We start from the raw sequence: 24528 nt of genomic DNA, 5'->3' as shown, positions 1-24528 counted from the left end.
ATGTGCGCTCGCGCCGCGATCGCTTTCGTTAGGCGGTTGGGCGGGGGCGCTTCTCCGAGGCCGGGCGTCGCGTGGATGAGGGCCGCCGTTCCGTCCGGTCGGCATCCGATGTCCGCCGGCGCTCGACTTCGGTTTCCTCCGCGGCCTTGGCGTTGATCGACTGCGTGGCGAGCTCGGTCAATTTCTCGTCCGCCGCCTTCTCTTCCTCGAGCGTTTGCTCGAGCAGCTCGACCTGATCGTTCAGGCCCAACTGCTCTGCCCACGTGCGGACGCTGCCGTAGGCGGCGATTTCATAGTGCTCGACGCGCTGCGCCGCCGAGATGATGCCGGCATCCAGGACTTCCGGTTCGGGATCTTCCTCGATGAGCTCGGCGCCTTCCGACAGCACCCCTTCCATTCCGTGGCATGTCTTGCCCTTGGCGTTCTTGCCCAGGTTCTCGAAGATCTGCTCGAGCCGCGTCACGTGTCCTTCTGTTTCCTGCCGATGCGATTCGAGCGCTTCCTTGAGATCGTCGTTCGATGCGGCTTTGATGATCTTGGGTAGTGCCTTGAGTATCTGGCGCTCCGCGTTGTAAAGATCGCGGAGCTCTTCGACATACAGGTCGGAAAGTGTGTGCGCGGCCATCGGTGCCTCCGGGGAGTGGGTCTCGTCGGTCGGAAGCGGGCGTCAATGCAATGCTCGGTCCGCGTTTCAGGGCGCATGGCGGTTTCTCGCATCGCGCGCATCCTCGGCGGCGGCGTGAGGCCGGTACATGATCACGTGCGCGCGTTCGAGCGTGATGAGCGCGCTACGTGTTCAATGCGCCTCCATTAGGCACACGCGCCGAGGCGCAGCACGTGCTGCGCCGTGACCGTCGATGTTGCGAGCGCATACCGCGTCACGAAGCCGAAGAGAAGCGAGCCCGTGACGTGTACCGATCATTGGTTGCCTCCGCGCGGCGCCGTGGATGACGGGCGGGACGCCAGAAGCTGCGCGATCGACGCGAGCAGCGCGTGCAGGTGCTCGAGCTCGGGCTCGATGACGTTCGAGACGCGCGGATCGACGGTGCCGTAGCCGCGGAGTTGGGCGGACGTGCTGTCCTCGAGTCGTACCATTTCCGCGATCAGAATGGCGCGGATGCTTTGCGCGATGGACCGCGACTGTCCGCGGAGCGCAAGGGCAGCGGCGAGGTGATCGATCCGATCGCGGAGCTGCGTTAGGAGCGGTCGAACCGCGCTCGCGAATCCGGGCGGCAGGTCCGGCGCATACTGCGTGAGGCCGCCGCCCGGGGCGCGATCCGCGCGCGCGGCGAGCTCCTCGATGCTATCGAGTGCCTGCTCGAGGCCGGCGAGCAGCACCTCGAAATGCCGCTGCTGGTGCGCGTTGAGCAGGCGATCTGGCGAGTTCTGGGGCAAGAAAAGACTCCTGCGTGAGCATACCGTAGGAGTCATCAGCCGGACCACCCGGCACTTGGCGGCGAACTCCATCGCCGATCATCGGTTGTGCTGCTCGGGCATCATACCCCGCCGACCGACGACCGTCAACGTCGGCCTCGCCGGCTCGGTTTCGAGGGCGGTCATGGGTGCTTCGGCTCTGCGACCTTGAGCTGCATTGCATCCTCGCGCGACGCCAGCTCGCGCATGATGAGACCGTAGATCCAGTTGCTGACGGTGCGATTTTCGGCGCCGGACACGCGCTCGATACGGAGTTTCTCCGCGGGAGTGACGCGGACCTGGACGACTTTCTTTTTCGGATTGCGTGTCTTGGCCACCGTTCGCTCGCCTATCGCCTGAAGGAATCGTGGCAGGCGAACATACCGGGCGCGTTGGTGTCACGCAGTCATACAATGTCACCTCCCGTCATACACGCTCGAGCGCGTCCGGCGTGGGCGCGGTGCCGGCGGTCGCGACGGTGGTGCTTGCCGGCGGCAGAGCGCATGGGTGCATGCATCGAGGAGGTCGTCGGCGTCGAGGCGCGCGAGGTCGAGCGTCGATGACGCGCCGAGCAGCGTGCGCACCTGGCGGCCGAGGACGCGCGGCTGGACGTCGAGGCGCGCTGCGATCTCGCCTAACGATCGATGCTCGTGCTGCAGCAGCCGAAATGCGGCCAGCGTGCGCGCGATGATGAGCAGCTCGCGGCACGACGCGAATCCCACGCGGCGCATGACGCGCTCGAGGTGGCGCCGCGAGACGGCGGATGCGAGCGCGATGTCTCCGACCGACTGAAAGCGCCGCGGCGACGCGAACAGCGCCTGAATCGCGCGAACGACGCCCGCCGGCAGCTCGGCGAGCTGGCGATGGACGCATGCGAGGAAGCGTTGGGCGAGCGCGTCGATGCTCATGCGCACGGCCAGCGCGCGCAGCGCACCCGGCTGGTCTTCGACGCCGGCGATGACTAACCGCCGGGTGCCGCCGGGGAGCAGCTGGGCGGCGAGGGCGACGCTGGTGGTGGTGAGGGCCGTGTAGAGCAGCACCGGTACCGCGGCGTAGCGCGCGAGGAGCGCGGCGAGCGTATGCGTGCGGTGGTCGAGGCGTCGATCACCGGGATCGAGGACGAGGAGGTCGATGTCGCCGCGCTCGAGCGCGGACGCAATGCTGTCGGACTCATCGATGCTCGAGGCGGCGATGATTGTTTCGTGGGCGCCGAGTGCGGTGCGCAGGCGTCCGAGGAGGAGATCTGGGAGGAGGGCAACGGCGATCACGACGCGAGCCGTGAGCGGTTGGGGCGCGCGGGTGGATGTCTCATCCGTGCACTTTCCGGTCGCGGTCGTGCGCAAACGACGAGGCATGTGAGCGCGAACGTGGCGTCGTCGCTTCACGACGTTGCGCCGCGATTGGAGACCGGCCGGTGGAGCGACGCGGCTCACACCGGGAGGTCCTATGCTTCGTCGTCACACGTTGGTCCTGTTGTTGGTCGCGGCATCGCTTGCCGCCTGTGCATCACCGACGGCGCCGCCGCGGCCGTCGCACGACGAACAGATCACGATCGGGCCGCATCCGGACGTGGCGGTGCGGCGCGTTCCGATCCGGCGTTGACGACGGGGGGCGTGTGCGCGGCACATCGTTAGGCGTCGGCGTTCGGGCCGGCGTTGCGGAGGACGGTTTCGCGCATGCGTGCGAGTGCGCCGGCGATGCCTGCCGTCGCGGGGGTCGGCTCTCGTGCCGGCGGGGCATCGGGTGGTGTGATTTCGTCTTCGAGGGCGCGCAGGGCAGCGGCGGCGTCGCGTGCGAGCGGTGCGAGGCCGGCGCGCGCGGCGATGCCGAGTGCGCGCCGGTATTCATCGCGGGCGCCGGGCGCGTCGCCAAAGACGCGGGCGCCGCCCGCGGCATAATAGTGGAAGTAGCCGGCGAGCCGCGGCGGCAGTCGTTCGGCGACGAGGGCGCGGCGATACTGCTCGAACGCGGGCTGCACGCGGTCACCGGCAGCGAGCTCCATCAGATTGATGAGCGATGTCCAACGGACGTACGAGTCCTGCGTGGTGGCGGAGATGATCAGTTGGGCATCGCGCGCGGCGCTGCGGACGCCGAGCTCCGCGAAGGCGGCAGCGACGTCGGCGAGTGCGCGATCGCGCTCGCGCGGGTCGGGCAGATGCTCGAGGGCTTCGAACGCGAGCCGGGCTGCGAGCTCCACGTTGCCGCGCAGAAACGCGACGTGTGCGCGACCGTGCCTGCTCAACGCAAGCACATCCAGACGGCGCGCGTGCGCGGCTTCGTGTTCCACCGCGGCCAACTGCTCGTCGGCATCGTCGAGATTGCCGCGCTCCGCCATCACCGACGCGCCGTAGCAGCGCGCGCGCAGCGCAGCGGCGTGATCGCCGGCGTCGGCTGCAACCTGCGCGGCCGTCGCAAACGCGTTCTCGGCGAGCAGCCACTCCGCGCGATGCCGATGACACTCGGCGATTCTGATGTACGCTTCGACGTTTGTGTGCGGCGTCGCGTGACGCGGAATGGCCAGGAGCGACGCATATACGTCGAGCGCGAGATCCCACCGCGCGCGCGCTTCGAGCGTCCGGCCGAAAACCAGCAGGCGAGCTTCGACTGCGTCGACATCGTCGCGCTGGCCAACGGCGTCGACCAGCGTGCCGAGCGCCGCGCGCAATTCCTCGTCGTCAACCGCAGCGACCACGGGCGCGATGGTCGCAATACGCAGCGCAAGTTCGCTGTCGGTCACGGCGCCGGGTTGCGCCCACGCGTCGACCACGCGCAACACGAGCAGCGCCGCGGACATGGTGGTCCAATCCGGATCGGCATCCGATGAGAGCGCGGACAATGCGTCGACGAACGCCAAGTGCATTGGCGGCGACGACACTGCGGGCGCGCTCGAGAAATTCGGAGTGTGCACGTGAGCACTCCAGCCGCTGTGTGACATCCCGGAGCGCACGCTGCACAAAGCGAGCGCGACAGGACCATTGATGCAATCATGCCGCATGAGTCCGGTTCGTCAAGATGCGGATTTGCGTCAGGGCTGGCAGCCGTCGCGGACGGTCCATCGGGACAGCCCGGCCCACCACGCATCGGCGCGAACACCTCGCGGCTGGATGCACCGGCGGATGGCGGCGACGCGCTCGAAGTCGTAGAGCCAAATTGCTGGCGCGTCATGAACGAGTGTCCGCCATGCGCGCCGTTCCGCGATGCGTGCGGTTGTCGAGTCGCGCGCAGTGTCCGCTGCGTCGATCAACGAGTCGAATACGGAATCGCTGTACCCGCTGAAGTTGGACGTCTCGGCGGCCGGATTGCTCGGCGTGCCCCAGAGCTGTCGGGCGCTGAACGGGCTGGGGTCCCAGTCAAGGGCGACGAGTGCGGCGTCGAAGCGATGAGCCGAAAGCCGCGCGGCGAGTGTGGCATTGTCTACGGGCTCGACATCCATGTCGGCGCCCACACGTCGCAGTTCGTCCTGCATGAGCACGGCGACGCGCTGGCCTACCGGAGCTGTGGTCGACACGAGCAGCGTGAATCGGAGCGGCGTACCGTCGCGGCGACGAGTGTCCCGGTCGGAAGGCATAGTCCAACCGGCATCGTCCAGCAGAGACATGGCGAGCGGCAGATCGGGTTGGGGAAGCAGCGCCGGCGCACCGCGCAGCAACGCCGCGGGCAGAGGTCCGGTGGCGGCGGTAGCGCTTTCGCCCAACGCGGCGCTGGTGAGGCGCGTGCGATCGATGGCCGCGGTCAGCGCTCGCCTAACGGACGGATCGCCGAGGATGGCGTGCGGCCGGCGGCGCGATCCCGGATCGCGCAGGTTCAGCATCACGAGGCCGCTCGACAGCGACGCCCATCGCACCGGCGACAGCGTGCGCGACCGCGCGACGCCAGCGATCTGCGGGCGCTCGACGTTGGGAAGCACATCGACTTCCCGATCAAGCGCGCGGATCAACGCCGCCGATGGGTCAGGCGCAATCGTGAAAACGAGACGACGGAAGTGCGATCGGCCGCCGCGATACATCGTGTCCGATTCCAGCTCGAGCAGTTGTCCAGGGACCCATCGCGTGAAGCGGAACGGGCCGCTGCCCGTCGGCGCGCGCGCGAACGCGCCGTGGCGCAGCGCAGGACGCGGCAAACCGGCGAGCAGGTGCTCGGGAAGAATCCGCATGTGGTACGTGGCATCAAAGAACTGTTGGGCATGCCGGCGATGGAACCAGAACACCGCGACGTGCTTGTTTCGTACGTGGACGGAGTCGATGTTGGCGAGCAGCGATGCCGCCGGGGATGCGACGGCGGTGTCGGTGTAGAGCGTGAACGTAAAGCGCACGTCGCGGGCGGTGACCGGGAGGCCGTCGTGCCAGCGCGCGTCTGCAGCGATGCGAAAGGCAATCGAGAGGGAATCCTCGGCCCATGTCCAACTTTCGGCGAGCCGCGGCCGGAACGCGCGATCGCCTCTCGTGTCGAGCGTGGAATCGGGTTCGGCGAGGCGCTCCAGAATCTGGTCGGCGACAATGAAGCCCGGCGTTTCGCCGAGCAGGGGCGGCAAGAGCAGCGTCGGCTCCGCCGCCAGCGCGACGACGAGTGTGTGATCGCGCGATGGGTCGTGCGCCTGCGCGCACGAGGCGCCCAACGCAAGCGTCGAGCAGCCGACGACCCGACAGCAGTCACGAGCTCGTTGGACGAACTGCATGGAGAGCCTCCGTCTGCATTCCGTTGGGCGGCAACTTATCGAGGCATGGCGGGCTCGTCCATGCTTCGTTGTACGACGTTGTAGTGCGCTTGCTGGGCAGCCATGGTGGCGGGCCTGCTCCTCGACCGCGCGGATCGCGCCGCGATCCACCGCGCACTTGGCAGGCGGACATCGGTGCGCCTCTGCGAGCGCGCAGATGCCTTGCGCGGGATGCTCTCGGCCGCCGACGTGCAGTTGGTGGTCACCGAGCTGCGCGATGCGGTTGGTGCTTCGGTGATTCCTGTGCTCACCGATGCATCGTCGCGCGGGGAGCTGCCGGCCATCGTCGTCCGCGAGTCGCTCGCCGACGCGGCGGCGGGTGATGTCGTGCGTCTGGCGGGAGCCCGCGTTCCGGCGCGCCTGAGCCTGCGCGGCGTGGCGCCCATCGCGGACGCACTGGTGGCGGCGTTAGGCAAGCAGCCCGAAGCCGGCTCGGATCTGGCCATCCTCGAGCGAGTCGGGCCGTTGGTACCGTTCCGCACGCGCGCATTTCTGCTGGTGTGTGCGGCGTCGCCATCGCCGCGCCTGCATGTCGAGCGAGCATCGATGCTGCTCGGCGTGGCGCGTCGCACCCTCGAGAATCGCCTCGCAGCGGCGGGAATGCCGCCTGCGCATCGCATTGTGGGGTGGTGCGTGGCGTTGCACGCGGCGTGGCGCCTCGATGTGCTCGGGCATCGGCCCAAGCGTGTCGCGGCGGATCTCGGGTTTTCGTCGAGCGCGGCGATCGCGAATCTGCTTGCGCGCTACTGCGGATGTTCGCCGACGTCGCTGCGCGTTCATGGTGGATTTCAGGTCCAGCTCGAGCGGTTCGCGGCGCTTGTCCAACCACATTCGCGCGCCACGTAACGTTTTCACGCATGTCGTGAAAAGTTCGCGCATTCGCTGGCTGTCGGCGATACAGGGTCGAGCGCAGCTTGCTCACGCGCCAACGAGGAAGGCCGAGATGTGGTATCGCCGCAAGCAACGAAATAGCGCTACCCAGGTTCACACCTCGCGATTCGCGCGATGTCCGCAGGTGCGAGCAACCACGCGCGGCGACGAAACCGTTCTGCTCGACGTAGCGCACGGCCGTTACTACACCCTCAACGAAGTCGGGAGCCGCATTTGGGCGCTGGTGTGTGAAGGCGTGCCATTCGTCGAGATTGTGAACCGGGTGTGCGCCGAATACGACGTGTCGCGCGAGCGGGGCGAACGGGACGCTGAGCTCCTCATCCGACAAATGCTGGGCGAGTCGCTGCTTCGATGCGACCGATGATGCGGCCGATGTTGCAGCCTGCCGGCGCCGGGCCCGCGAATTTCTGGCGCGACATCGTCTCGCTCCTCTGGCGCGAACGCAGCTTGGTGGCGCGGGGGATCGGTCTCGTCTCGCTCAATCGAGCCGCGGCGCTGGCGATGCCCGTGGCGGCGAAGGTGGCCATCGACGACGTGATCGGCGCCCACCGGTCCGGCGTCATCGTTCCGTTAGGCGGGCTCGTGTTGGCGGCGGTCGTCGTGGAAGCCAGCACCGCCTCTCGAACGACGACGCTCGCGGGGGAAGGCGCGCAGCGCATCGTCACGCGCGTGCGCGACGAGCTCCATGCGCACGTGATCCGGCTCCCGGTGCGCTACTTCGATGCTGCGCCCGCGGGCGAGCTATCGTCGCGGATCCTGGACGACACCGATCGGCTTCGTGGACTGATCGGGCCCATCGTCGTGTCGCTGAGCGGAGCGGTCATCATGGCCGTCGTCGCGTTCGTGATCATTGCCTGGGTGGCGTGGCCGATCGCCCTCGGGTTAGGCATACTCTTCTCCGTTGCCGTGATGCGTGTCGCACGCGCGTATGCCGGCGTCTCGGCGGCGCACGCCGCCGTCTGCGAGCGACAGGCCGCGGTCGGTGCGCGGCTGACGGAGTCGGTGGTTGGCATTCGCGCCATCAAGAGCCGCGGTAGCGAGCAATGGCAGTGCGACGCGTTCGCGCGGCGATCGCGTGCGCTGAGCGAGGCTGTCGTCGACGCCGTTCGACGCAGCGCGAGACTCACGGCGGGTGTGACGGCGGGGAGCGGAGCCGTGGCGCTACTGCTGCTGGTGGGCGGCGCCACGGCCATCGCATCCGGCGCCATGACGTTAGGCGACCTGGCGATGATCGCCTATCTCACCGGACTGCTCACCACGCCGCTCGTGCAAGCGGCGGCGATGAGCAGCGAGATCGGGCAGGCCAGCGCGGCACTGGCGCGCATTCGCGAGCTCCGCGCGATGCCTAACGAATACGCCGAGGATCGCGGCACGTCGCCCGTACATCAGGTACTGGGCGCCGTCGAGCTGGAGCACGTGAGCTACGGATATCACGCGGGCGCGTACGCGCTGCGCGACGTGAGCTTCTTCGCGGCGCCGGGCACGACCGTCGCACTCGTGGGTGCGAGCGGTGCGGGCAAGAGCACGGTGTGCCGACTGCTCCTGGCGTTCGACCGTCCGACGGAGGGCCGCGTGCTGATCGACGGGCGTGATCTGGCTTGCCTCGAGCGTCGAGGCTATCGCGCGTTCGTCGGCGCGGTGTTGCAGGATGACGTGCTCTTCTCGGGCACCATCGCGGACGTCATTCGGTGCGGGCGGCATGGCGTGGCCATGGCCGATGTAAGAATCGCCGCCCGCCTCGCCGGTTGCGATGCGTTCATCGCGGCGATGCCTAACGGATATGCGACGATGGTGGGCGAGCGCGGCGTCGGGCTGTCCGGCGGGCAGCGGCAGCGGCTCACGATCGCCCGCGCACTGATCGGTGCGCCATCGATCATCGTGCTGGACGAGGCCATGTCGAGTCTCGATGCCGAAAGTGAGGCCGCAGTGCAGGAGGGTCTGGACGTGCTGCGGCGAGGCCGCACGACGTTCGTTGTTGCGCATCGGCTGTCGACAGTCGAGAGCGCGGATCAAATCATCGTGCTCGACCACGGCCGCGTGGTGGAGCACGGTTGTCACGATGAACTGATCGCGAGGCGCGGGGTCTATCGGCGGCTCTACGAGCGGCAGTGGCGTGGCGAGCGCAGCGCGCGGCCGTCGCGCGGCCCGCTGTGCGCGCAACACGCACCGCGGATGCTGGAGGAGGGTCTATGACCGGATCGTCGAACGTCCGCGTGTCGCGGCTCGACGTGTCGCGCAGGGCGCCAGGGTTGTGTCAGAGCTTGATGGTTCTGTCGTGCGTGCGCCTTTCCCTCCGGTTCCTGGGTCTCGGCCGCACAGTGAAGGTCGTTCGGTGGCTGGATCGCCGTTGCGCCGTGCGTGCGCAACGCGACATGGCCACCGCGCGCAGCGTGGAGGAGTCAGTCGCGAAGGCAGCCGCGCTCTTTCCCGGTCGCGCGCTGTGCCTCGAACAGTCGGTCACGCTCTACGCCTTGCTGCGCCGATCGTCGGTGCCGGCGCGCCTGCGGTTAGGCGCACAGGCGTATCCCTTCGGGGCGCACGCATGGGTCGAGACCAATGGCGAGCCCCTCAACGACATCGCCGAGCACGTCGCGTTCTACGTGCCGCTCGAGGATCTCCTGCCGTGAAGTTCTTCGCGTGTTTCGTGCATTCGCGCGGCGAGCGCGTGCCGGCGACGGAAACGACCGGCGTCGAGCGCTATTGCAGCGCGCGCAACGTCACGCTCGACCGGCTCGAGTGCGGCGCCGTGACTGTCCTGTTCTCGCGCGAGGGCCAGCCCGGCGTGCTCGATGTTGCGGCGTTTGGTTCGCTGATTGCCGCCGGATGGATGCGTCTCGAGAACCGCGATGCGCTGTGTGGCCGGTATGGCCTAACGGACGAGCCGGTGAGCGACGTGGCGCTGGCGATGCGCCACTATCGTCGCTTCGGCGAGCGAGCGATCGCCGATTTGCTCGGCGACTTCGGGCTGGTGATCGCAGACGCGCGCTCGGGAACTGCGCTCGCGGCGCGCGACGCGTTTGGCGTTCGGACGCTGTACAGCGCACAGCGCGGGGACGTGACGGTGTTTGCGACGCGGGCGGAGGCCATCGCGACGGGCGACGCCTACGACTCCGACTATCTGATCGAGTTCGCGGCGGGGGTGGAGTCGGAGGCCGGCCGCACGGCGTACGCGGGTGTCCGGTCTGTGCCGCCCGCGAGCATGGCGGTGGTGCGCGGAGGGTCGATCGAGGTGCGCACGTATTGGTCGCCGACGGAGTTCGAGCCGAAGTCTGTGCGCGACGAGGGGGCTGCGGTCGAGGAGTTTCGATCGCTGCTGTTCGATGCGGTGCGGCTGTGCCTAACTGGGGACGCTGGCACCTGGTCGGAGCTTTCGGGTGGTCTCGACTCATCGTCGATCGTCTCGATCGCTCAGACGTTGGAGCGTCGTGGAGATGTCGCGACTGGCGTGGGCGGGACACTGACGTATGTCGACTCGGTTGGCGCCGGCTCGGACGAGCGGATCTACTCCGACAGCGTGGTCCAGACGTACGGCATTCGCAATGAGCTGCTCGTCGACTACGTGCCGTTGCAGGCCGCGTCCCGGCAGGTGCCGAACTCTGACTTGCCCTCGTCCCGTTGTCTGTTGGCCGCCCGCGATATCGCGACCTGTGTGCTGCTCGATGGCGCCGGTGCGCGCGTGCTGCTCTCAGGAGTCGGATCGGACCACTACCTGGTGGGCAGCATGTTCTTCTTTGCTGACTGGATCGCGACCGGGCAGTTGCAGCGGGCGCTACACGAGATGCTTCGTTGGGCAGCGTTGGGGCGGGTGTCGTTCTGGAAGCTCGCATACTTGAACGCGGTGCTGCCACTCGTGCCGAGCGCCTTTCGCTTGCGCAGGGCGCGCGGCGTGGAGGCGCCACAGTGGATCCCGGCGGCTGAGCGGCAGCGTCTCCGCCTAACCGAGCGATCTGTCGTGGCCCAAAGTTACGCCGGGAGGCGCGGCGCACAGTACGCGCACGAGCTCGCGTTTTCGACCTCGGCCATTTCGGCGGCGATCGACCACGGGATCGTGCCCGATGCGGTCGACGTCCGATACCCGTTCTGCCATCGGCCGCTCGTGGAATTCGCGCTTGCGCTGCCGGCCGAAGTGAGCCGACGGCCTAACGAGCGGAAATGGATCCTGCGCGAGGCCATGCGCGGGTGTCTTCCCGAAATCATTCGCGGGCGGCGGTGGAAGGGCGCGTTCGACGGGCGCATTGCGTGGTCGCTCGTGCACGAGCGCCATCGGTTCGATGCGCTGCTCGAGCACTCGGTGCTCGCCGAGCTGGGTTGTATCGAGATCGCGCCGCTGCGCGCGGCGATCGAGAAAGCGGCGACAGTGGACGGAGAAATCGAGCGCGGCCAGGTGCTCAACGCGTTGGCGCTCGACTTGTGGCTTCGGATGCGGACCGGCAGGTGGGGTCGGGCGCAGTAGGTGTAGGACCGGCCGTCGAGCGCTCGCCGGCCGGGTGGAGGAGGATCACACGTCTCGACACAAGGAGGGATCAATGCAACGCAAGCCAAGATCGTACCAGGCGCCGTCGCTCGAGGAGAAGGGCGACGCGGTGTCTGCAACGCGCATGAAGGTGTTCGGCACGCTGGAGCCGAACGGCGTCAAGCCCAAGGACACGGCAGGCGAGACCAGTTTCGGTCTCTAGCGGCACGGTAATTCAGGCCGCTCGACGCCATCAGTGCGGCCTGCATCCGACGTGTGGTGCAATTCATCTCATCACTTTCACTGGAGGGTCATATGCGGAAAGAAGAGCGGACTTACGAGGCGCCGCGGCTGATCGAGCGTGGCGATGCCGTGCTTGCAACGCGCGTCAGGAGCCATTTCCCGCTCGAGCCTTCGGGCGCGCCGCTGCAGGGCATTGCGGGAGACGTGGGGTTCGGGCTCTAGCGGCCCGAGCGCGCGGCCGGTCCGATGACCGGTGCGCGTGGTCGGTGTCGTGATGCACGACGGGCGTGTGCCGGCCGGCACACGCCCACGCGCCTAACGAATCGAGTCGGGCGTGGCGTGACTCGACGAGTCACTCAGATAGGTTCCGAACCATCGCACCAGGCGATTCAGGTAGTCGGTGACGTTGGCGCGGCTGTATGCCATTGGGCCATGGCTTTCGCCGACATAGCGCACATATTCGACGCGCTTGCCTAACTGGCGGAGCGCTGCGTAGGTCTCGTCCGCAAGGAACGATGGCACTCCAGGGTCCGCGGTCCCGTTGACCATCAGAATCGGCGTCGCCACGCGATCGAGATAGAAGTAGGCCGAGTTCTCGATGTATCGGTCTCGCCGCTGCCACACTGTCGCGCCCATCTTGCCTTGTCCGGAATCCGCCCAAGCCCAGCCTAGCTCGGTTCCTGTCATTCCAATGATGCTCGACGCACCCGAGCCGCACTCCGCCGCTTTGAAGCGCGTCGTTTGCACGATGAGCATGAGTGTCGAGAAGCAGCCATAGCTGAGTCCCATGATCCCGAGTCGCGCCGGGTCGGCGACGCCGAGCTCTATCGCGCGATTGACGCCCGGCAGTACCGTCTTTGCGAGATCCAGCATGGGCGTGCCGATGTGCTGCGGCGCATCGGGAACAAGCACTGCGTAGCCGCGGGTCGCCAGGATCTGGATGTAGTCGACAAATATCGGAATCACGCCGAAGTTGTTCGCGAACATTGACCAGGTTTCGCCGCCGTATTGCCACGAGATCAGCGGATAGCGCTTGCCGGCTTTGTAACCCGCGGGTAGAAGCAGCGCGCCGCGCAACGAGTCACCATCATCGCTGCGCCAGTAGATGAGACGCCGCTCTCCGAACACGTAGTCATCGAGCTGCGGATTGATGTGCGTGAGGCGCCGCCGCGCGAGGAACTTCGGCTCCGCGACCCACAGGTCGCCCGGATGCGCCGCGCTCTCGCGCTGGTAGACGAACACGTCGGCCGCGGCCGCCATGCCCAACGCTGTGCGGCTTGCAACGGGCAGCCATTCGTCGTCCTCGTAGGCGAGCTCGCTGACACCGGTGCGTACATCGATGCGCGCGACCCCCACTTTCAAGGTTCGTTCATCGAGCGTTCGCACGAATAGCGTGTCGCCGGCGTTAGACGGCCACGGTCGGGCAAAGGGTCCGGTCGTGATGATGGCGACTGCTGCGCGTCCCGGTACGCGACCGACGGGTTCAAGTCCACCTCGTTGGGCGTCGACGCGCCAGAGCGCGCCTCCGCCTACCAGGAACAGGGTTGAACCGTTAGCACTCCACACGGGCGCGTGGAAGCTGGTGCCGAGATCGACGTGCGCGCCCGGCGTCAGGTCGCGAACCGAGTCGTTCAGCACGCTGGCGACGTAGCAGTCACCGGGTGGCAACGGTCGATCGGGAAGGTTCTCCAGGCCGTAGCTGTGGGGCTTGGTGGTGAACGCGATGTGCAGACCATCCGGCGACCAGCTGATTGTCGGCCCCCAGAAATTCGGAACGCGGTGCGCGATGATCCGTGTCGCACCGGTTTTCAGATCTGTGACGCCGATGTCGTACACCCAGGTGATCTCGGGCGTGACCACCACCCCACTGAGTATCGTATAGGCGACCCGCTCGCCGGTCGGCGACACCGAGTATTCCATAATTTGCGATCGCCGGACGAGGCGCCGCACGGTGCCGTCCGAGATTCGCACGAGCGCAAGGTCCGCGATGGCTGCCGGGTTCGAGCCGCTATCGACACGCGCCGTGTCGGAGCGACCGATATTCGCCGTCCGCACCTCCGCCGTCGGGGTGCTATCGTTAGGCAGCGCGAGGGCGGCCTTCGCAGCGCTGTCTCCGGCAGGCCCGATCGTGTCGCCTTCCGGAAGGACCTTCACGATCAGTGCCGCCCCATCGGGCGTCCACTCGGGCGATTCAAACATCACCCACGCCCGCGGAATCACGGAGGAGACGCGGCGTACCGTTGCCGTTGCGCGGTCCCACACCCAGAGGCGCGCCATTCCGTCACGGTCACTGTAGAAAGCGAGCTGAGATCCATCCGGTGACCACACGCCATCCCAGCTATTCCCGGTGTGCCCGGTGAGATCTCGCGTGGCGCCCGTTTTCGTGTCGGCGATCCACAGCTCGGCGCCTTCGGCGTCGCGCGACGCGCCAGTCGAGAGAAAGTTAGGCGCCTTCTCACTGTGACTTCGCCGCTTTCGCGGATCCACGATGGTGTACGCGACCCAGCGTCCGTCGGGCGACACCGAGATTGGCGCGTAGATCCCGAACGTGCGCGTGGCCAGCGCGTCCTCGATGGACAAGGGCTTGACCTGTTGCGCGCGGGACGCGGAAGCCATCGCGGTTAGGCAAAGGATCGCCGCCGCGGACAGTCGATGCATGTGCATGCCGGAGTTACTCCAATATTGTGAAACGGGCGATCGACCAACCTAACGTTGGCCAGCCGCGCCGGTGCTGCGGGCGAGGATGCGAAACGCGGGCTCGAAGTAGCCGTCGGGCTCGTCGGGCACGCCGCCATCGAAGCGGAATCGCAACACGCGTGGCGGCGTCGTGGCGCCGGGATGCAACATGCGATCGGCGCCGGCGGCGAACACCCACGTCGCACCCAGGCCGCCGCCGCCACTGTCGGCATTCGCGACCCGAAGGTTCGCGAGGCCCATTGCGTTAGACCAGTCGGCCTTCAGACGGTCGACGACAACCTCGATCGGCCCATGCACGGTGAGGCCCGTCGCATTCTTCACCCGCATCGTGACCTCGAGCGTGCCGCGTGTGAAGTCGATCGCCGGGTGGCTCATGACGAAGCTGAGTTCCTGCGTGACATCCACACGCCCCGACGGCACGGGCGTGGCCGCCGAGCCGGCCATCTTCCGCTCGTTCTTGTTCCGTACCGCCGCCACGATCGCCGAGTCGACCGCGAACGCGGTGTGCCAGAGCTGAAGCGTTCCCGTCGCGCCGTTGATCCACGCGGCGTGGAATACGCCATCGGCATCGGCAACGAGTCCCTGGGTGTCGCCGCCGTTCGGAAACCGCACCGGGATCAACGCGGTCACCCCGAACCCTGGACGCGGCCGGTCCGGTTCGGTCCAGTGATCGTACTCATACCAGGTGCTGAGCACCCAGTTGCCCGGAGTGTTGACGCACGTCGGCGCAGTGCTCAATCTCGCGTTAGGCAGGAACGATGCGCCGCCATCAACGGAGATTGCGCCGTAGAGACGCCAACAGCGGTTTCGCGGATCGTCGCGCCGGTCGTTCCAGATCACGCCAACGATCCCGTCTCTGGTGACGGCGAGCGCGGCGTTGCCTGGATCGTGGCCGGAGGTGTCATCGCTGACGACTGTGGTATTCCACGTTTTCCCGGCGTCGCTCGAGTAGGCGAGCCGCACGACGTAGGCACGGCGAGCGATGTCCCAGTCCGTCCACACCAGATAGAGTCGGCCGCGAAACGTGCCTCGCGATTGATCGAGCGCCACGCGTGGCGCGCCGAGCGCCTGGCTATTTGCATAGTTCACCACCCAATGCGCGCGAGGGCCCTCGCGCATCGCGAAAAACGATCGCCCGCCGTCGTCCGAGACGAGGACTCGGAACGCGTTGGTCATCACCGAATCTTTCTTGAATCGCGGTATCGAGTCACGCATGTCGAGCCGACTGTTGAACGGCATGACCAGCACACCGTCGGGCGTGACCACCATGTCGGTTAGGACGCCTCGGATCGGCGCGCTTGGGTCGGGCCCGCCCAGATCACGCGTGATGATCGCCGGATAACTGAAGCTCCGGCCGTCATCGGTCGAGTGGCTGAGCAGGAGGCCGTTGTCGATACCGGCTATGTAGATGGTTCCATCGAGATCCGTACCCGTCGTATCGAACGCCATGAACGGACGGTCGCGGTAATTCATCACTTGCGGGCGCTCCCACGTGCGTCCACCGTCAGTCGACCGGCTGACAGCAGTCACGGAGCGGCCGGCCTGTTGCGTGCCGACACCGAACAGTGCCGTTCCGTCGCGCATGATATAGACGAGCGGATCGCCGCCTAACGAAAGCATGCTGTCCCGCGGAGCGATCCGTGATTCTGTCCAGTGGCGGCCGGCATCGAACGTCGCGTACACAGCCGCCCCCAGGCGGCCATCGGCGAGCCCGAGCATCGAGGCGGCGATCATATGTCGTGAATCGCGCGGGTCGACAGCGAGAAAGCTTTCGATGTGCGGCCGGCGGGGATGCGCTACAGAGATCTGCTCCGACTGCACGACCCGAATCGCCGGGCCTCCCTGGCCGAAAACTCCACCGGCCATGACGCACGCGCACTGCATCGTGATGATGACACTCACTCGCATATACGCCAGATCCTCAGTTAGGCGAGCTCGCACGGACGCCTCTCCTATCGATGCAAACGGCATCGGCTCAGTAGTGCAGCCGGAGGCCGACCATCGAGATGCGGCCCTGGATCGGCGTCAGATTGGACTGCTCGCTGGGATTGACGTTGGCCACGTTCTCGATGCTCACGAACGCCGCCGCGCTGCTCGACAGCGCGTGCGACACGCCGATGTTGAGCTTCGTGAATGCCGGATATTCGGTCCAATAGTCGCGAAGCGTGCTGCGGCTCGGATCGGTGAAGAACGCCCGATCGTCGTAGTTCGTGCGCGTGCCGACGTAGACGACGCCTAACGTGAGCGTCGTGTTCGCCAGCGCCGACCAGGCGAGGCTTGCGCCCGCCGTGTTGCGGGGAATGCCGAGCACTTGATCACCGGGTTGCAAGTCGCCGGTGTACGCAGGCCCGAGGGCTTTCACGACACTCGTCGCGTGCGCGAATTGCGCCGTGGCGGTGACACGTCCCAGGTGGAGTCCAGCCTCGAGCTCGAGCCCGCGATTCGCGACGCGGCCGACATTCTCGTACTGGCGAACCTGCGGGTCCTGGTTTCCATCGAGCAGCACGAACTGGATGAGGTCGGTCGCAGTCTGATTGTAGTACGTCGCGCTCAGCGTGGCTCGACCTAACGCTACGTCGACGCCGCCATCCAAGCCGCGTTGGCGTTCCGGACCGAGTGACTCGTTCGCCAGCGTCTCGACGAACGCGTTCTTGGCGTAGTCCTTCTCCAACGGGCTGGGCGCGCGGATCGCCTGCCCGTAGGACGCACGCAGCTTGACCGTCGTTCCGCCCAGCGTCCGTGCCCATGAGGCACCGAACCGCGGCGACACGGGGGTACCGAGTCGCCTGCCAAAGTCATTGTTGTGTTCGGCGCGCACTCCGACCGTGAAGAAAAGTTGGTCGGCAACGTTCAGTTGGGCCTGGCCGAACACGCCGGTGTTCGTCGTGATGCTGCGCGTCGCGTCAATGGGCGCCGTCGAGTCGGTCACGATCTCACCCGAGTTGGTGAGGGCCCCGCTCGAGCTGAACTGATTGATCGTGTACTGGTAGTAATCGATGCCCGCCGTCACCGCGCCCGTGAGCGAGGCCGAAATCGGCACGCTCAGCGACGTGTTGTATCCGACCGACATCTTTCGCAGCTCCCCGACGTAGATGAACATCAGGCTGTCATCCGGCGTGGTGAACCGGGGGCGCGAGTTGTGATCGTCGAACGACAGGCCATCCACGCCCAACGTCAACGTGTGCCGCCACCGCGGCGCGGCATCGAACGTTAGGCGCGCGCCCAACGTCGACTGGCGGTACTCCTGCGGTTCCACCGTCGGCAACGGGCTCGAGAAGCCGGCCGCGACGAGAAACGGCGACGCAGCTGTCGCTTCCTGTGTATTCACGAATCGGCCGGACAGGTCCAGCGACAACTTGTCTTGCGCGATGTGGACAGCGCCGAACGCACTCGGCGTGGAGAGATAGTAGTAGGGGACCCAGTCGCCCGTGTGCGTGAAGGACCCACCAATCGTGTAGCTGGCCGACGGCGTCCCGCCGTTGACCGTCGCCGAGTACGCCTGACGCAGCGTGCCGCCGCTTTTGTACGGGCTCTGCACGTCGCCTAACGATACGTCCAGATTCAGCTCGGGCCGGTCGAGCGCCGCGTTGCCGTGCTTCGTGAAGATCTGCATCACGCCGCCGATCGCGTCCGAGCCATACAGCGTGGCCGCCTGCGGGCCGCGAATGATCTCGATCCGGTCGACGCTCGCCGGGTCGATCATCGAAAAGTCGTCGGACGCGACTTCGATGCCGTCGACGTACACCTTGATCGGCGATCCAGTGGCCAGCGAGCTCGCGCCGCGCACGCTGATCTGGTCCTGCTCGGCATTCGGTCCGTTGTCGAACGCGAGCGCGGTCGGCACGTACATGCGGATCGCCTGATCGAGATGCCGGAATCCTTGTTGCTCGATCTGGCTTCCTTCCACGACCGTCACCGGCGTCGGGATGGCCTTCACTTCGGTCGGGAGGATCGTGCCCGTCACGATCACCTTATCGAGGGTGCTCGTGGACGGCTGCAAGCGAATCGAGAGCGCCGTGTCCTGGCCGTCGGCGAGCGCGATCGTTTGGACTAACGGGACGTAGCCGATTCGTCGCACGACGAGCTCGTGCGTGCCGCTCTCGACATCCGAGAGCACGAAGCGTCCGTCTTCGCCGGTGAGCGTCGCGTGCGTCGTGTTGCGCACGGCGACGCTCGCCTGTGGGACGCCGCGGCCGTCTGCCGCATCCACGACCCGGCCGGACAGGCGGGCCGCGTGTGCCGCGGCGTCGGGCGCGCGGTCGAGCACGATCCGATCGTGCCCCGAGATGCGTGCGATGATGTGCGTTCCGCGCAGGGCTGCCTCGAGCGCCGTGGCGAGATCGGCATCGTGCACATCGATCGACGTCCGCTGGTCGACGTCCACGACATCGTGGCTGTACATCAACGTGCGGCCCGTCTGCCGGGCGATGGCGGCGAGGATGTCGCCTAACTTCGCCTCGTGGGCAACGAGCGTCACTCTGGCGCCGGCGCCGGCCGAATCCTGGAACCCCAGGAGGTCGATGGCGGCGTCGGGCGCGAAGCGCGCGGCCGGCGCACGCGAGGTGCCCTGCGCGAACAGCGGCGTATGCGCGCCGATGATCGGGACGACGCACGCGGCGCGCAGGATGGTACGGCAGACGGCGTAGACGCGCATGGATGTGCCTCCGGCCCGGGGGGCGGGCCCGTTGACGGTGGATCGAATTGTCGGACGGAGATCGCCGGGTTATTGCCTAACGATTGTGCGGCAGCGGGAAGAACCTGATGGTTCGCCCTCGTCGCTCGACGCGAACGTGCATGGGCACGGCGAGTGCGCGGACGATGGAGTCGAGCGGTTCATCGCCGAAGGTGCCGGTGAACCGCCGGCGCGCGATCGCCGTGTCCGCGAGCGTGACGTCGGCGTCGTACCAACGCGACAGCTCTGCGGCCACCTCTCCCAACGGTGTGTCATCGAAGACGAGCGCCCCGTGCATCCAGCCGAGGTACCGTTGGGCATCCACGGCGGTCACGTCGGCCCGCCCAACGCTGTCGACCCGCAGCATGTGGCCGGCGCTCATCGTGATGCCGGCCACCGCGACGCGTCCCGCCGCGACGACGACCTCGAGCCGCGTGTCCTCGCGGTACTGTCGTACGAGAAACGTCGTCCCTATGTCGCGGACGACGCCGGTCCGCGTGCGCACTTCGAACGGATGGGCGTCGTCGTGCCGGACATCGAAGTAGGCCTCTCCGTCGAGCGTCACCGTGCGGACGCCGGCGGTGAATGTCGCTGGGTACGTGATCCGGCTGTCCGCGGCGAGTTGCACGCGCGTGCCGTCGGTGAGCACGATCACCGCCCGCTGGCCACGCCCTGTCGTGACGCTGCGCATCGCCACGGCCGGCGCCGGCTGCGACAACAGCCGCGCCAGCGGACGCCACGACATGCGAACGCCTAACGCAATCAGCACGCCGGCCGCGAGCGCCCACGCCGCCGTTCTCCGGCCGGCGCCGCCCGCCAGACGACCCGCGCGTTCGCCCCGCACCTGAACGATCCGCTCGCGGTGCCGCACCGACCGGAGGAGCCGCGGCCACGCGGCACGCGCATCAAATTCCCCGATCCATGCTCCTGGCTCGTCGAGCAGCCGCCGGACGGCCTCGATCACGCCGCGCCGCCCGTCATCCTCGGCCACCCACCGCGCGACACGCTCGCGCTCGCTCGCGTCGCACTCGCCCAACACGAAGCGGCGCAGCAGATCGATGTCCATGGTGCGCCCAGTGAAATGCGGAAACGTCAGAGACTCACGCCTGCATAGGATCATGCCCCGTATGACGGACGAGGGGCGCATGAACCCTGTATGCGGCGCGAGCCGTCAGTCGCCGAGCAGGTCGGGCGCAAGCGACGCGCGCAACGCGTCCAACGCGCGCGTCATATGCATCTCCACCGTCTTGACCGCGATGCCTAACGACGCCGCGATCTCGAGGTTCGTCAGCTGCCGCTGCCACCGCAGGAGAAAAACCTGGCGCGGCCGCGGCGGCAGCTCGTCCACCGCCCGCTGCATCGCCGCCGCCACCTCGGCCGCCGCCAGCCGGCGCTCCGCCTCGGTCGATGACGCGGGACCCGTCGCCCGCATCTCGCGGCTCGTCGCGTCGAGTGATCTGCGCTCAACCAGCTCTCGGCGCAGATGGTCGATGGCCAGATTGCGCGTCGCACTGAAGAGATACGCGCGCACGTTCCCGCGCACTTCCCAGCGCGCCCGCTGCGTCCAGATGCGGAGAAAAACGTCGCTCACCAGCTCTTCGGCGATCGCGCGCGACCGCACGAACCGGTACGCGTAGCGGCAGAGCACCTCGTAGTGCGCGCAGAACAGCGCCCGGAACGCGCTCGCACTGCCGTCACGGACGGCCGCGACGATCGCACGATCTTCGCTGCCGGTGGTTGGATCGCCGCCGATTGGCTCGAGGGATGGCGTCATCACGATCTCCCGGCTGCCGGCCCGGACGAAAAGCGAACCATCGTCCGCGTCGCCGGAGCGGCACACGCTTCAGCCCATGTGCGCGAAATGGACAGTGTATGACGACGTATGACATGGCGCAAGGCGGCATACTTCGGGGACCGATTCGTGTCGCGCCCAATCCTTGCGGAGCGCGAACACGCTGCTCCATTCCACTATGTATTCATTGTCAGCGCGCCGCTCTGCGGGGTCTTCGCGGCCGGCGGGCAACCTTACGGGAGGACCCATGGCGTCCCATACGCAATGCACCCACCTTGGTCAGATCCGCGACGTCGAGCCACGAACGCCGCAGGGCTGCGAAGAATGTCTCGCCACCAATGGATGGTGGGTGCATCTTCGACTCTGTCTCGAGTGCGGCCACGTGGGCTGCTGCGACGATTCGCCAAGCAAGCACGCGACCAAGCACTACCACCAGACGCACCATCCGATCATCCGGAGCTTCGAACCGGGTGAGGACTGGGGCTGGTGCTACGTTGACCAGCTCGAGTTGACGCCGGAGGAGCTGCACCGTTGAGCACCCGGCGCCGTCGCGACGCGCCGCGCGCCTAACGCAACGCGAACATCCGAGGAGGAACCACCATGGCCGACGCGGGATCGTCCGACGCGTACGAGGAGCGTGAAGAAGCCCTCGATCCGCACCGCCGCGAAGAACGTCGTCGCGTGCGACAGGAAACCATCGCGCACCTGGAGTCGCGCGGGGTGCACATCACCGGCTCCGAGAGCGATACCGAGATCGGCGATCTCGAGGACGCCGTCGAGCGCTTCGAGCAGGAAGTCGATGCCCACGGCGGCGATCTCTTCGTGGACACTGGAGCGGCCCGCGAGCCCGACGACCCGCTCTTCGTGCTGCCCAAGCGGCGCGGACACGAGCCGATCGCAGAATACCTCGGCCGGATCGACGAGGCGACGATGCGCGTTCAGCGCCGCGGCCGCGACGAAGGAGGAAGCGCCGGCCGGCATCGTTAGGCGCGCGTGACCCATCTGCTCACGATCACGCGGCGTCCGCCGCCGCCGGACGCGCCGCCGGTGGAAACGTTCCCATTCTCGGTGCCGGCCATCCGGACGCTGCCGGTGCTTGACCTGTCGGCGCCGGTCACGTTTTTCGTGGGCGAAAACGGCTCGGGCAAGTCCACGCTGCTCGAGGGCATTGCGAGCGCGGCCTCGATTCCTTCCGTGGGCAGCGAGGACATCGAACGCGATGTATCGCTCGCCGCCCAACGACGGCTCGCACGGGCGTTGCGCCTGTCGTGGGCGCACCGCACGTCGCGCGGGTTTTTCTTGCGCGCCGAGGACTTCTTCGGCTACACCAAACGATTGTCGCGCGAACGGTCCGAGCTCCTCGCCCGACTCCAGGACATCGAAACCGAGTATGCGGAGCGCTCGGCGTACGCACGAGGCCTGGCCGAGATGCCGGTGCGAACGTCGCTCGCCGAAATGGAAAAGCGCTACGGCGTCGACCTCGATGCGAACTCGCACGGCCAGAGCTTCCTCAAGCTCTTTCAGGCGCGGTTCGTTCCGGCGGGACTTTATCTTCTGGACGAGCCGGAAGCAGCGCTCTCACCGCAGAGCCAGCTCGCGTTGCTCGCGATGATGTTCGACATGGTGCGGCAGGACGGACAGTTCATCGTCGCGACGCATTCGCCGATCGTGCTCGCGTATCCCGGTGCGCGGATCTACAGCTTCGATGTGAATCCGGTGACGGCAATTCCGTACGAGCAGCTCGAGCACGTCGCGCTCACGCGCGAGTTTCTCGCCAGCCCGGAGCGTTTTCTCCGGCATCTCGAGTGAGCGGCGGATTCACGAGCACGTGCGGCACGTTCGGCGCAACGCCATCGATGCGTTGGGCGCTCAAGAGGTCGCTGCGCCCGTTCCACGTCTCCGCGCCGTGCGGCTCGCGACGCGTATCCCAGTAGATCTCGAGGCCGTTGCCGTCGGGATCGGCGAAGTACATTGCCCAACTAATGCCGTGATCGACGGCTGCGACGGGAATGCCGGCCGCATCGAGCGTGTGGTATGCCGCGGCGAAGCTCTCGCGATCCGGCACTTCGAACGCCAGATGAAACAATCCGACGGCGTGGCGCGGTGTGCCGGGCGCTGCCGTGCCCAGCGCCTGCAGCGCGAGGTCGTGATGCAGCGCGCCGCCGGAGAGAAACGCGAATTGGCTGCCGACGCGCTCCGTAAGGCGGAGTCCGAGGAATTGCGTGTAGAACGTGATCGCGCGCTCGAGATCTCGCACTTTGAGATGCGCGTGGCCAAGCGTCACTCGAAAATCGTTCATGCGAGCACCACTGCGTTGAGGTCACCGGTGCTGCGGGGAATATAATGAGGCCGCGCCGGCCTTTCGCCAGTGCTATGCGCGATTCTGCCGCTCGACCGTCATGACCGGCGTCACACGGCCAGGGTTGAATCGCGCGGGCATGCTCGCGATTTCGTTCGCGGGATTCTGCACGTTTCTCGACCTGTACGCGACACAGCCGTTGCTGCCGCTGTTCGAGACGTTGTTCCACGCGACCAAAGCAGAGGCTGGTCTGACGGTCAGCGCGTCGACCATTGCGGTGGCCATGGTCGCGCCCTTTGTCGGTGCGCTGGGCGATCGCGCGCGCCGTAAGAGCGTGATCGTGCTGGCGATCGTGGCGCTGGCGATCCCGACGCTGCTTGCGGCGACCTCGCCCGGGCTCGGCGCGTTGGTCGTCTGGCGGTTTCTTCAGGGTGCGACGACGCCCGGTGTGTACGTGATCGCGCTCGCGTACGTGACGGAGGAGGCGGGGCCGGGCCGCGTGGGGACGGTGATGGCGGCATTCGTGACCGGCACGGTGTTAGGCGGATTGAGCGGCCGCATTCTCACGGGACTGGTGGCGGCGCACACCGGCTGGCGCGAGGCGTTCCTGATGTTAGGCATCGTCAATCTCGCCGGTGCTGCGGCCACCTGGCGCTGGCTCCCGCCCTCCCGGCACCACACGCCGCGGGCGAAGGGCGCCGGACCCGCGGCCTCGTTCGCGCGGCTGCGCGACCGGCGGCTCGTCGCGACGTACGCGATCGGCTGCAACGTGTTGTTCACGCTCGTCGCGCTCTTCACGTACGTGACGTTCTACCTGAGCGCCCCGCCGTTCTCGTTAGGCACCGCGGCCGTGAGCGGCGTGTTCGCCGTCTACGTCGTCGGCGCCATCGCCACGCCGATCGCCGGGCGGTTCATCGACCGCGTCGGTCCCCGCGTGGTGATCGTGGCCGCGCTCCTCACCGGGATCGCCGGCGCGCTGCTCACGTTGGGCCACGTGCTCGCGCTCGTGATCGCCGGGCTCGCGATCGCGTGCACCGGCACCTTCGTGTGCCAGGCGGCGGCGACCAGTTATTTGCGCATCGCCTCTCCGCCCGAGCTGCGCGCGCTCGCGTCCGGTGCGTACGTCACCGTGTACTACCTGGGCGGCAGCGTCGGCGGAGTGCTGCCGGGACTCGTCTGGGAACACGCGGGTTGGGCGGGATGCGTGACGCTCGTGGTGGCGTCCCAACTCATCGCCGCCGCGCTCGCGCTTCGATTCTGGGCTCCGCCGCCGGCGCAGCTCGAGGCGGCCGTGAGATGACGCCGCCGGCACTGGCATCGGCTCTGTACGACGGTCACATTCGCTTGTGTCCCG

At 67.2% G+C, this 24528-nt stretch carries 24 protein-coding genes and 1 riboswitch; of the genes, 12 read left to right on the top strand and 12 right to left on the bottom strand.

The annotated features are described in order from the left end of the window. Positions 1-28 precede the first annotated feature (28 nt). The 4 genes from VFW04_18765 to VFW04_18750 all read right to left on the bottom strand — a co-directional run bounded on the left by VFW04_18765 (position 29) and on the right by VFW04_18750 (position 2768). Positions 29-625: a ferritin-like domain-containing protein gene (locus VFW04_18765; GenBank protein ID HEX5181381.1), complete on the bottom strand. Its 597-nt coding sequence runs from the start codon at positions 623-625 to the stop codon at positions 29-31. A 293-nt stretch (positions 626-918) separates the two neighbouring features. Next, a complete protein-coding gene (locus VFW04_18760; protein ID HEX5181380.1) occupies positions 919-1395 on the bottom strand; it encodes a hypothetical protein in 477 nt (158 codons plus the stop codon). A gap of 19 nt (positions 1396-1414) precedes the next feature. Further along, positions 1415-1480, bottom strand: a riboswitch (Fluoride riboswitch). 76 nt (positions 1481-1556) lie between these two features. Further along, the gene (locus VFW04_18755) at positions 1557-1751 is read right to left on the bottom strand and encodes a hypothetical protein (protein ID HEX5181379.1); all 195 of its coding nucleotides are present in this window, start codon (positions 1749-1751) and stop codon (positions 1557-1559) included. A 78-nt stretch (positions 1752-1829) separates the two neighbouring features. Continuing rightward, positions 1830-2768 carry a hypothetical protein gene (locus tag VFW04_18750; GenBank protein HEX5181378.1) on the bottom strand — a complete coding sequence of 313 codons (939 nt, stop codon included), beginning with the start codon at positions 2766-2768 and terminating at the stop codon, positions 1830-1832. 91 nt (positions 2769-2859) lie between these two features. Here VFW04_18750 and VFW04_18745 point away from each other — a divergent pair, with 91 nt between their 5' ends. Continuing rightward, entirely contained in the window at positions 2860-3015 is a 156-nt protein-coding gene (locus VFW04_18745) for a hypothetical protein (protein HEX5181377.1), read from the top strand. A gap of 28 nt (positions 3016-3043) precedes the next feature. On the opposite strand, the gene VFW04_18740 is transcribed toward VFW04_18745, so the two are convergent. Together VFW04_18740 and VFW04_18735 are read right to left on the bottom strand one after the other, a co-directional pair. Beyond that, positions 3044-4321, bottom strand: a complete 1278-nt coding sequence (locus tag VFW04_18740) for a hypothetical protein (GenBank protein HEX5181376.1) — start codon at positions 4319-4321, stop codon at positions 3044-3046. Between the two features lie 117 nt (positions 4322-4438). Further along, complete coding sequence (locus tag VFW04_18735; GenBank protein HEX5181375.1) at positions 4439-6088, bottom strand: peptide ABC transporter substrate-binding protein; 1650 nt, start codon at positions 6086-6088, stop codon at positions 4439-4441. Between the two features lie 102 nt (positions 6089-6190). Here VFW04_18735 and VFW04_18730 point away from each other — a divergent pair, with 102 nt between their 5' ends. The 7 genes from VFW04_18730 (at position 6191) to VFW04_18700 (ending at position 11936) form a co-directional block, all read left to right on the top strand. Further along, positions 6191-6973 carry a hypothetical protein gene (locus VFW04_18730; protein ID HEX5181374.1) on the top strand — a complete coding sequence of 261 codons (783 nt, stop codon included), beginning with the start codon at positions 6191-6193 and terminating at the stop codon, positions 6971-6973. Between the two features lie 16 nt (positions 6974-6989). Then, on the top strand, positions 6990-7382 hold the full coding sequence (locus tag VFW04_18725; GenBank protein ID HEX5181373.1) for a PqqD family protein: 393 nt from the start codon (positions 6990-6992) through the stop codon (positions 7380-7382). Further along, a complete protein-coding gene (locus tag VFW04_18720; GenBank protein ID HEX5181372.1) occupies positions 7379-9211 on the top strand; it encodes an ABC transporter ATP-binding protein in 1833 nt (610 codons plus the stop codon). The genes VFW04_18725 and VFW04_18720 overlap by 4 nt, the downstream gene beginning before the upstream one ends. Then, positions 9208-9645 carry a lasso peptide biosynthesis B2 protein gene (locus tag VFW04_18715; protein ID HEX5181371.1) on the top strand — a complete coding sequence of 146 codons (438 nt, stop codon included), beginning with the start codon at positions 9208-9210 and terminating at the stop codon, positions 9643-9645. Before VFW04_18720 ends, VFW04_18715 begins: the two co-directional genes overlap by 4 nt. Beyond that, on the top strand, positions 9642-11471 hold the full coding sequence (locus VFW04_18710; protein HEX5181370.1) for an asparagine synthase-related protein: 1830 nt from the start codon (positions 9642-9644) through the stop codon (positions 11469-11471). The genes VFW04_18715 and VFW04_18710 overlap by 4 nt, the downstream gene beginning before the upstream one ends. Positions 11472-11544: 73 nt before the next feature. Further along, positions 11545-11694, top strand: coding sequence for a hypothetical protein (locus VFW04_18705; GenBank protein HEX5181369.1), 150 nt, complete (start codon positions 11545-11547; stop codon positions 11692-11694). Positions 11695-11786: 92 nt separating this feature from the next. Then, positions 11787-11936 carry a hypothetical protein gene (locus VFW04_18700; protein ID HEX5181368.1) on the top strand — a complete coding sequence of 50 codons (150 nt, stop codon included), beginning with the start codon at positions 11787-11789 and terminating at the stop codon, positions 11934-11936. Positions 11937-12029: 93 nt separating this feature from the next. On the opposite strand, the gene VFW04_18695 is transcribed toward VFW04_18700, so the two are convergent. The 5 genes from VFW04_18695 to VFW04_18675 form a co-directional block, all read right to left on the bottom strand. After that, positions 12030-14378, bottom strand: coding sequence for a prolyl oligopeptidase family serine peptidase (locus VFW04_18695; GenBank protein HEX5181367.1), 2349 nt, complete (start codon positions 14376-14378; stop codon positions 12030-12032). A gap of 42 nt (positions 14379-14420) precedes the next feature. Continuing rightward, complete coding sequence (locus VFW04_18690) at positions 14421-16145, bottom strand: sialidase family protein (GenBank protein ID HEX5181366.1); 1725 nt, start codon at positions 16143-16145, stop codon at positions 14421-14423. A gap of 241 nt (positions 16146-16386) precedes the next feature. Then, positions 16387-19065 (bottom strand): TonB-dependent receptor, encoded by a 2679-nt coding sequence (locus tag VFW04_18685; protein ID HEX5181365.1) that lies wholly within the window; start codon positions 19063-19065, stop codon positions 16387-16389. Between the two features lie 76 nt (positions 19066-19141). Next, positions 19142-20149 (bottom strand): FecR domain-containing protein, encoded by a 1008-nt coding sequence (locus VFW04_18680; GenBank protein ID HEX5181364.1) that lies wholly within the window; start codon positions 20147-20149, stop codon positions 19142-19144. A gap of 105 nt (positions 20150-20254) precedes the next feature. Beyond that, positions 20255-20857, bottom strand: coding sequence for an RNA polymerase sigma-70 factor (locus tag VFW04_18675; protein HEX5181363.1), 603 nt, complete (start codon positions 20855-20857; stop codon positions 20255-20257). Positions 20858-21122: 265 nt separating this feature from the next. Here VFW04_18675 and VFW04_18670 point away from each other — a divergent pair, with 265 nt between their 5' ends. From VFW04_18670 to VFW04_18660, 3 genes are all read left to right on the top strand, one after another. Continuing rightward, positions 21123-21410: a UBP-type zinc finger domain-containing protein gene (locus VFW04_18670; GenBank protein HEX5181362.1), complete on the top strand. Its 288-nt coding sequence runs from the start codon at positions 21123-21125 to the stop codon at positions 21408-21410. Positions 21411-21475: 65 nt separating this feature from the next. Then, positions 21476-21862, top strand: a complete 387-nt coding sequence (locus tag VFW04_18665) for a hypothetical protein (protein HEX5181361.1) — start codon at positions 21476-21478, stop codon at positions 21860-21862. A 6-nt stretch (positions 21863-21868) separates the two neighbouring features. Next, a complete protein-coding gene (locus VFW04_18660; GenBank protein HEX5181360.1) occupies positions 21869-22684 on the top strand; it encodes an AAA family ATPase in 816 nt (271 codons plus the stop codon). Here VFW04_18660 and VFW04_18655 read toward each other — a convergent pair. After that, entirely contained in the window at positions 22632-23174 is a 543-nt protein-coding gene (locus tag VFW04_18655) for a VOC family protein (protein HEX5181359.1), read from the bottom strand. The two genes, VFW04_18660 and VFW04_18655, sit on opposite strands and share 53 nt — an antisense overlap. 100 nt (positions 23175-23274) lie before the next feature. Between VFW04_18655 and VFW04_18650 the strand changes: the two genes are divergently transcribed. After that, positions 23275-24474: an MFS transporter gene (locus VFW04_18650; GenBank protein HEX5181358.1), complete on the top strand. Its 1200-nt coding sequence runs from the start codon at positions 23275-23277 to the stop codon at positions 24472-24474. Positions 24475-24528 lie beyond the last annotated feature (54 nt).

This window comes from Gemmatimonadaceae bacterium, from assembly GCA_036273715.1.
Classification (GTDB): Bacteria; Gemmatimonadota; Gemmatimonadetes; order Gemmatimonadales; family Gemmatimonadaceae; genus JADGGM01.
Note: the sequence above shows the minus strand (reverse complement) of the source record. Positions and strands in the feature narration are given on the sequence as shown.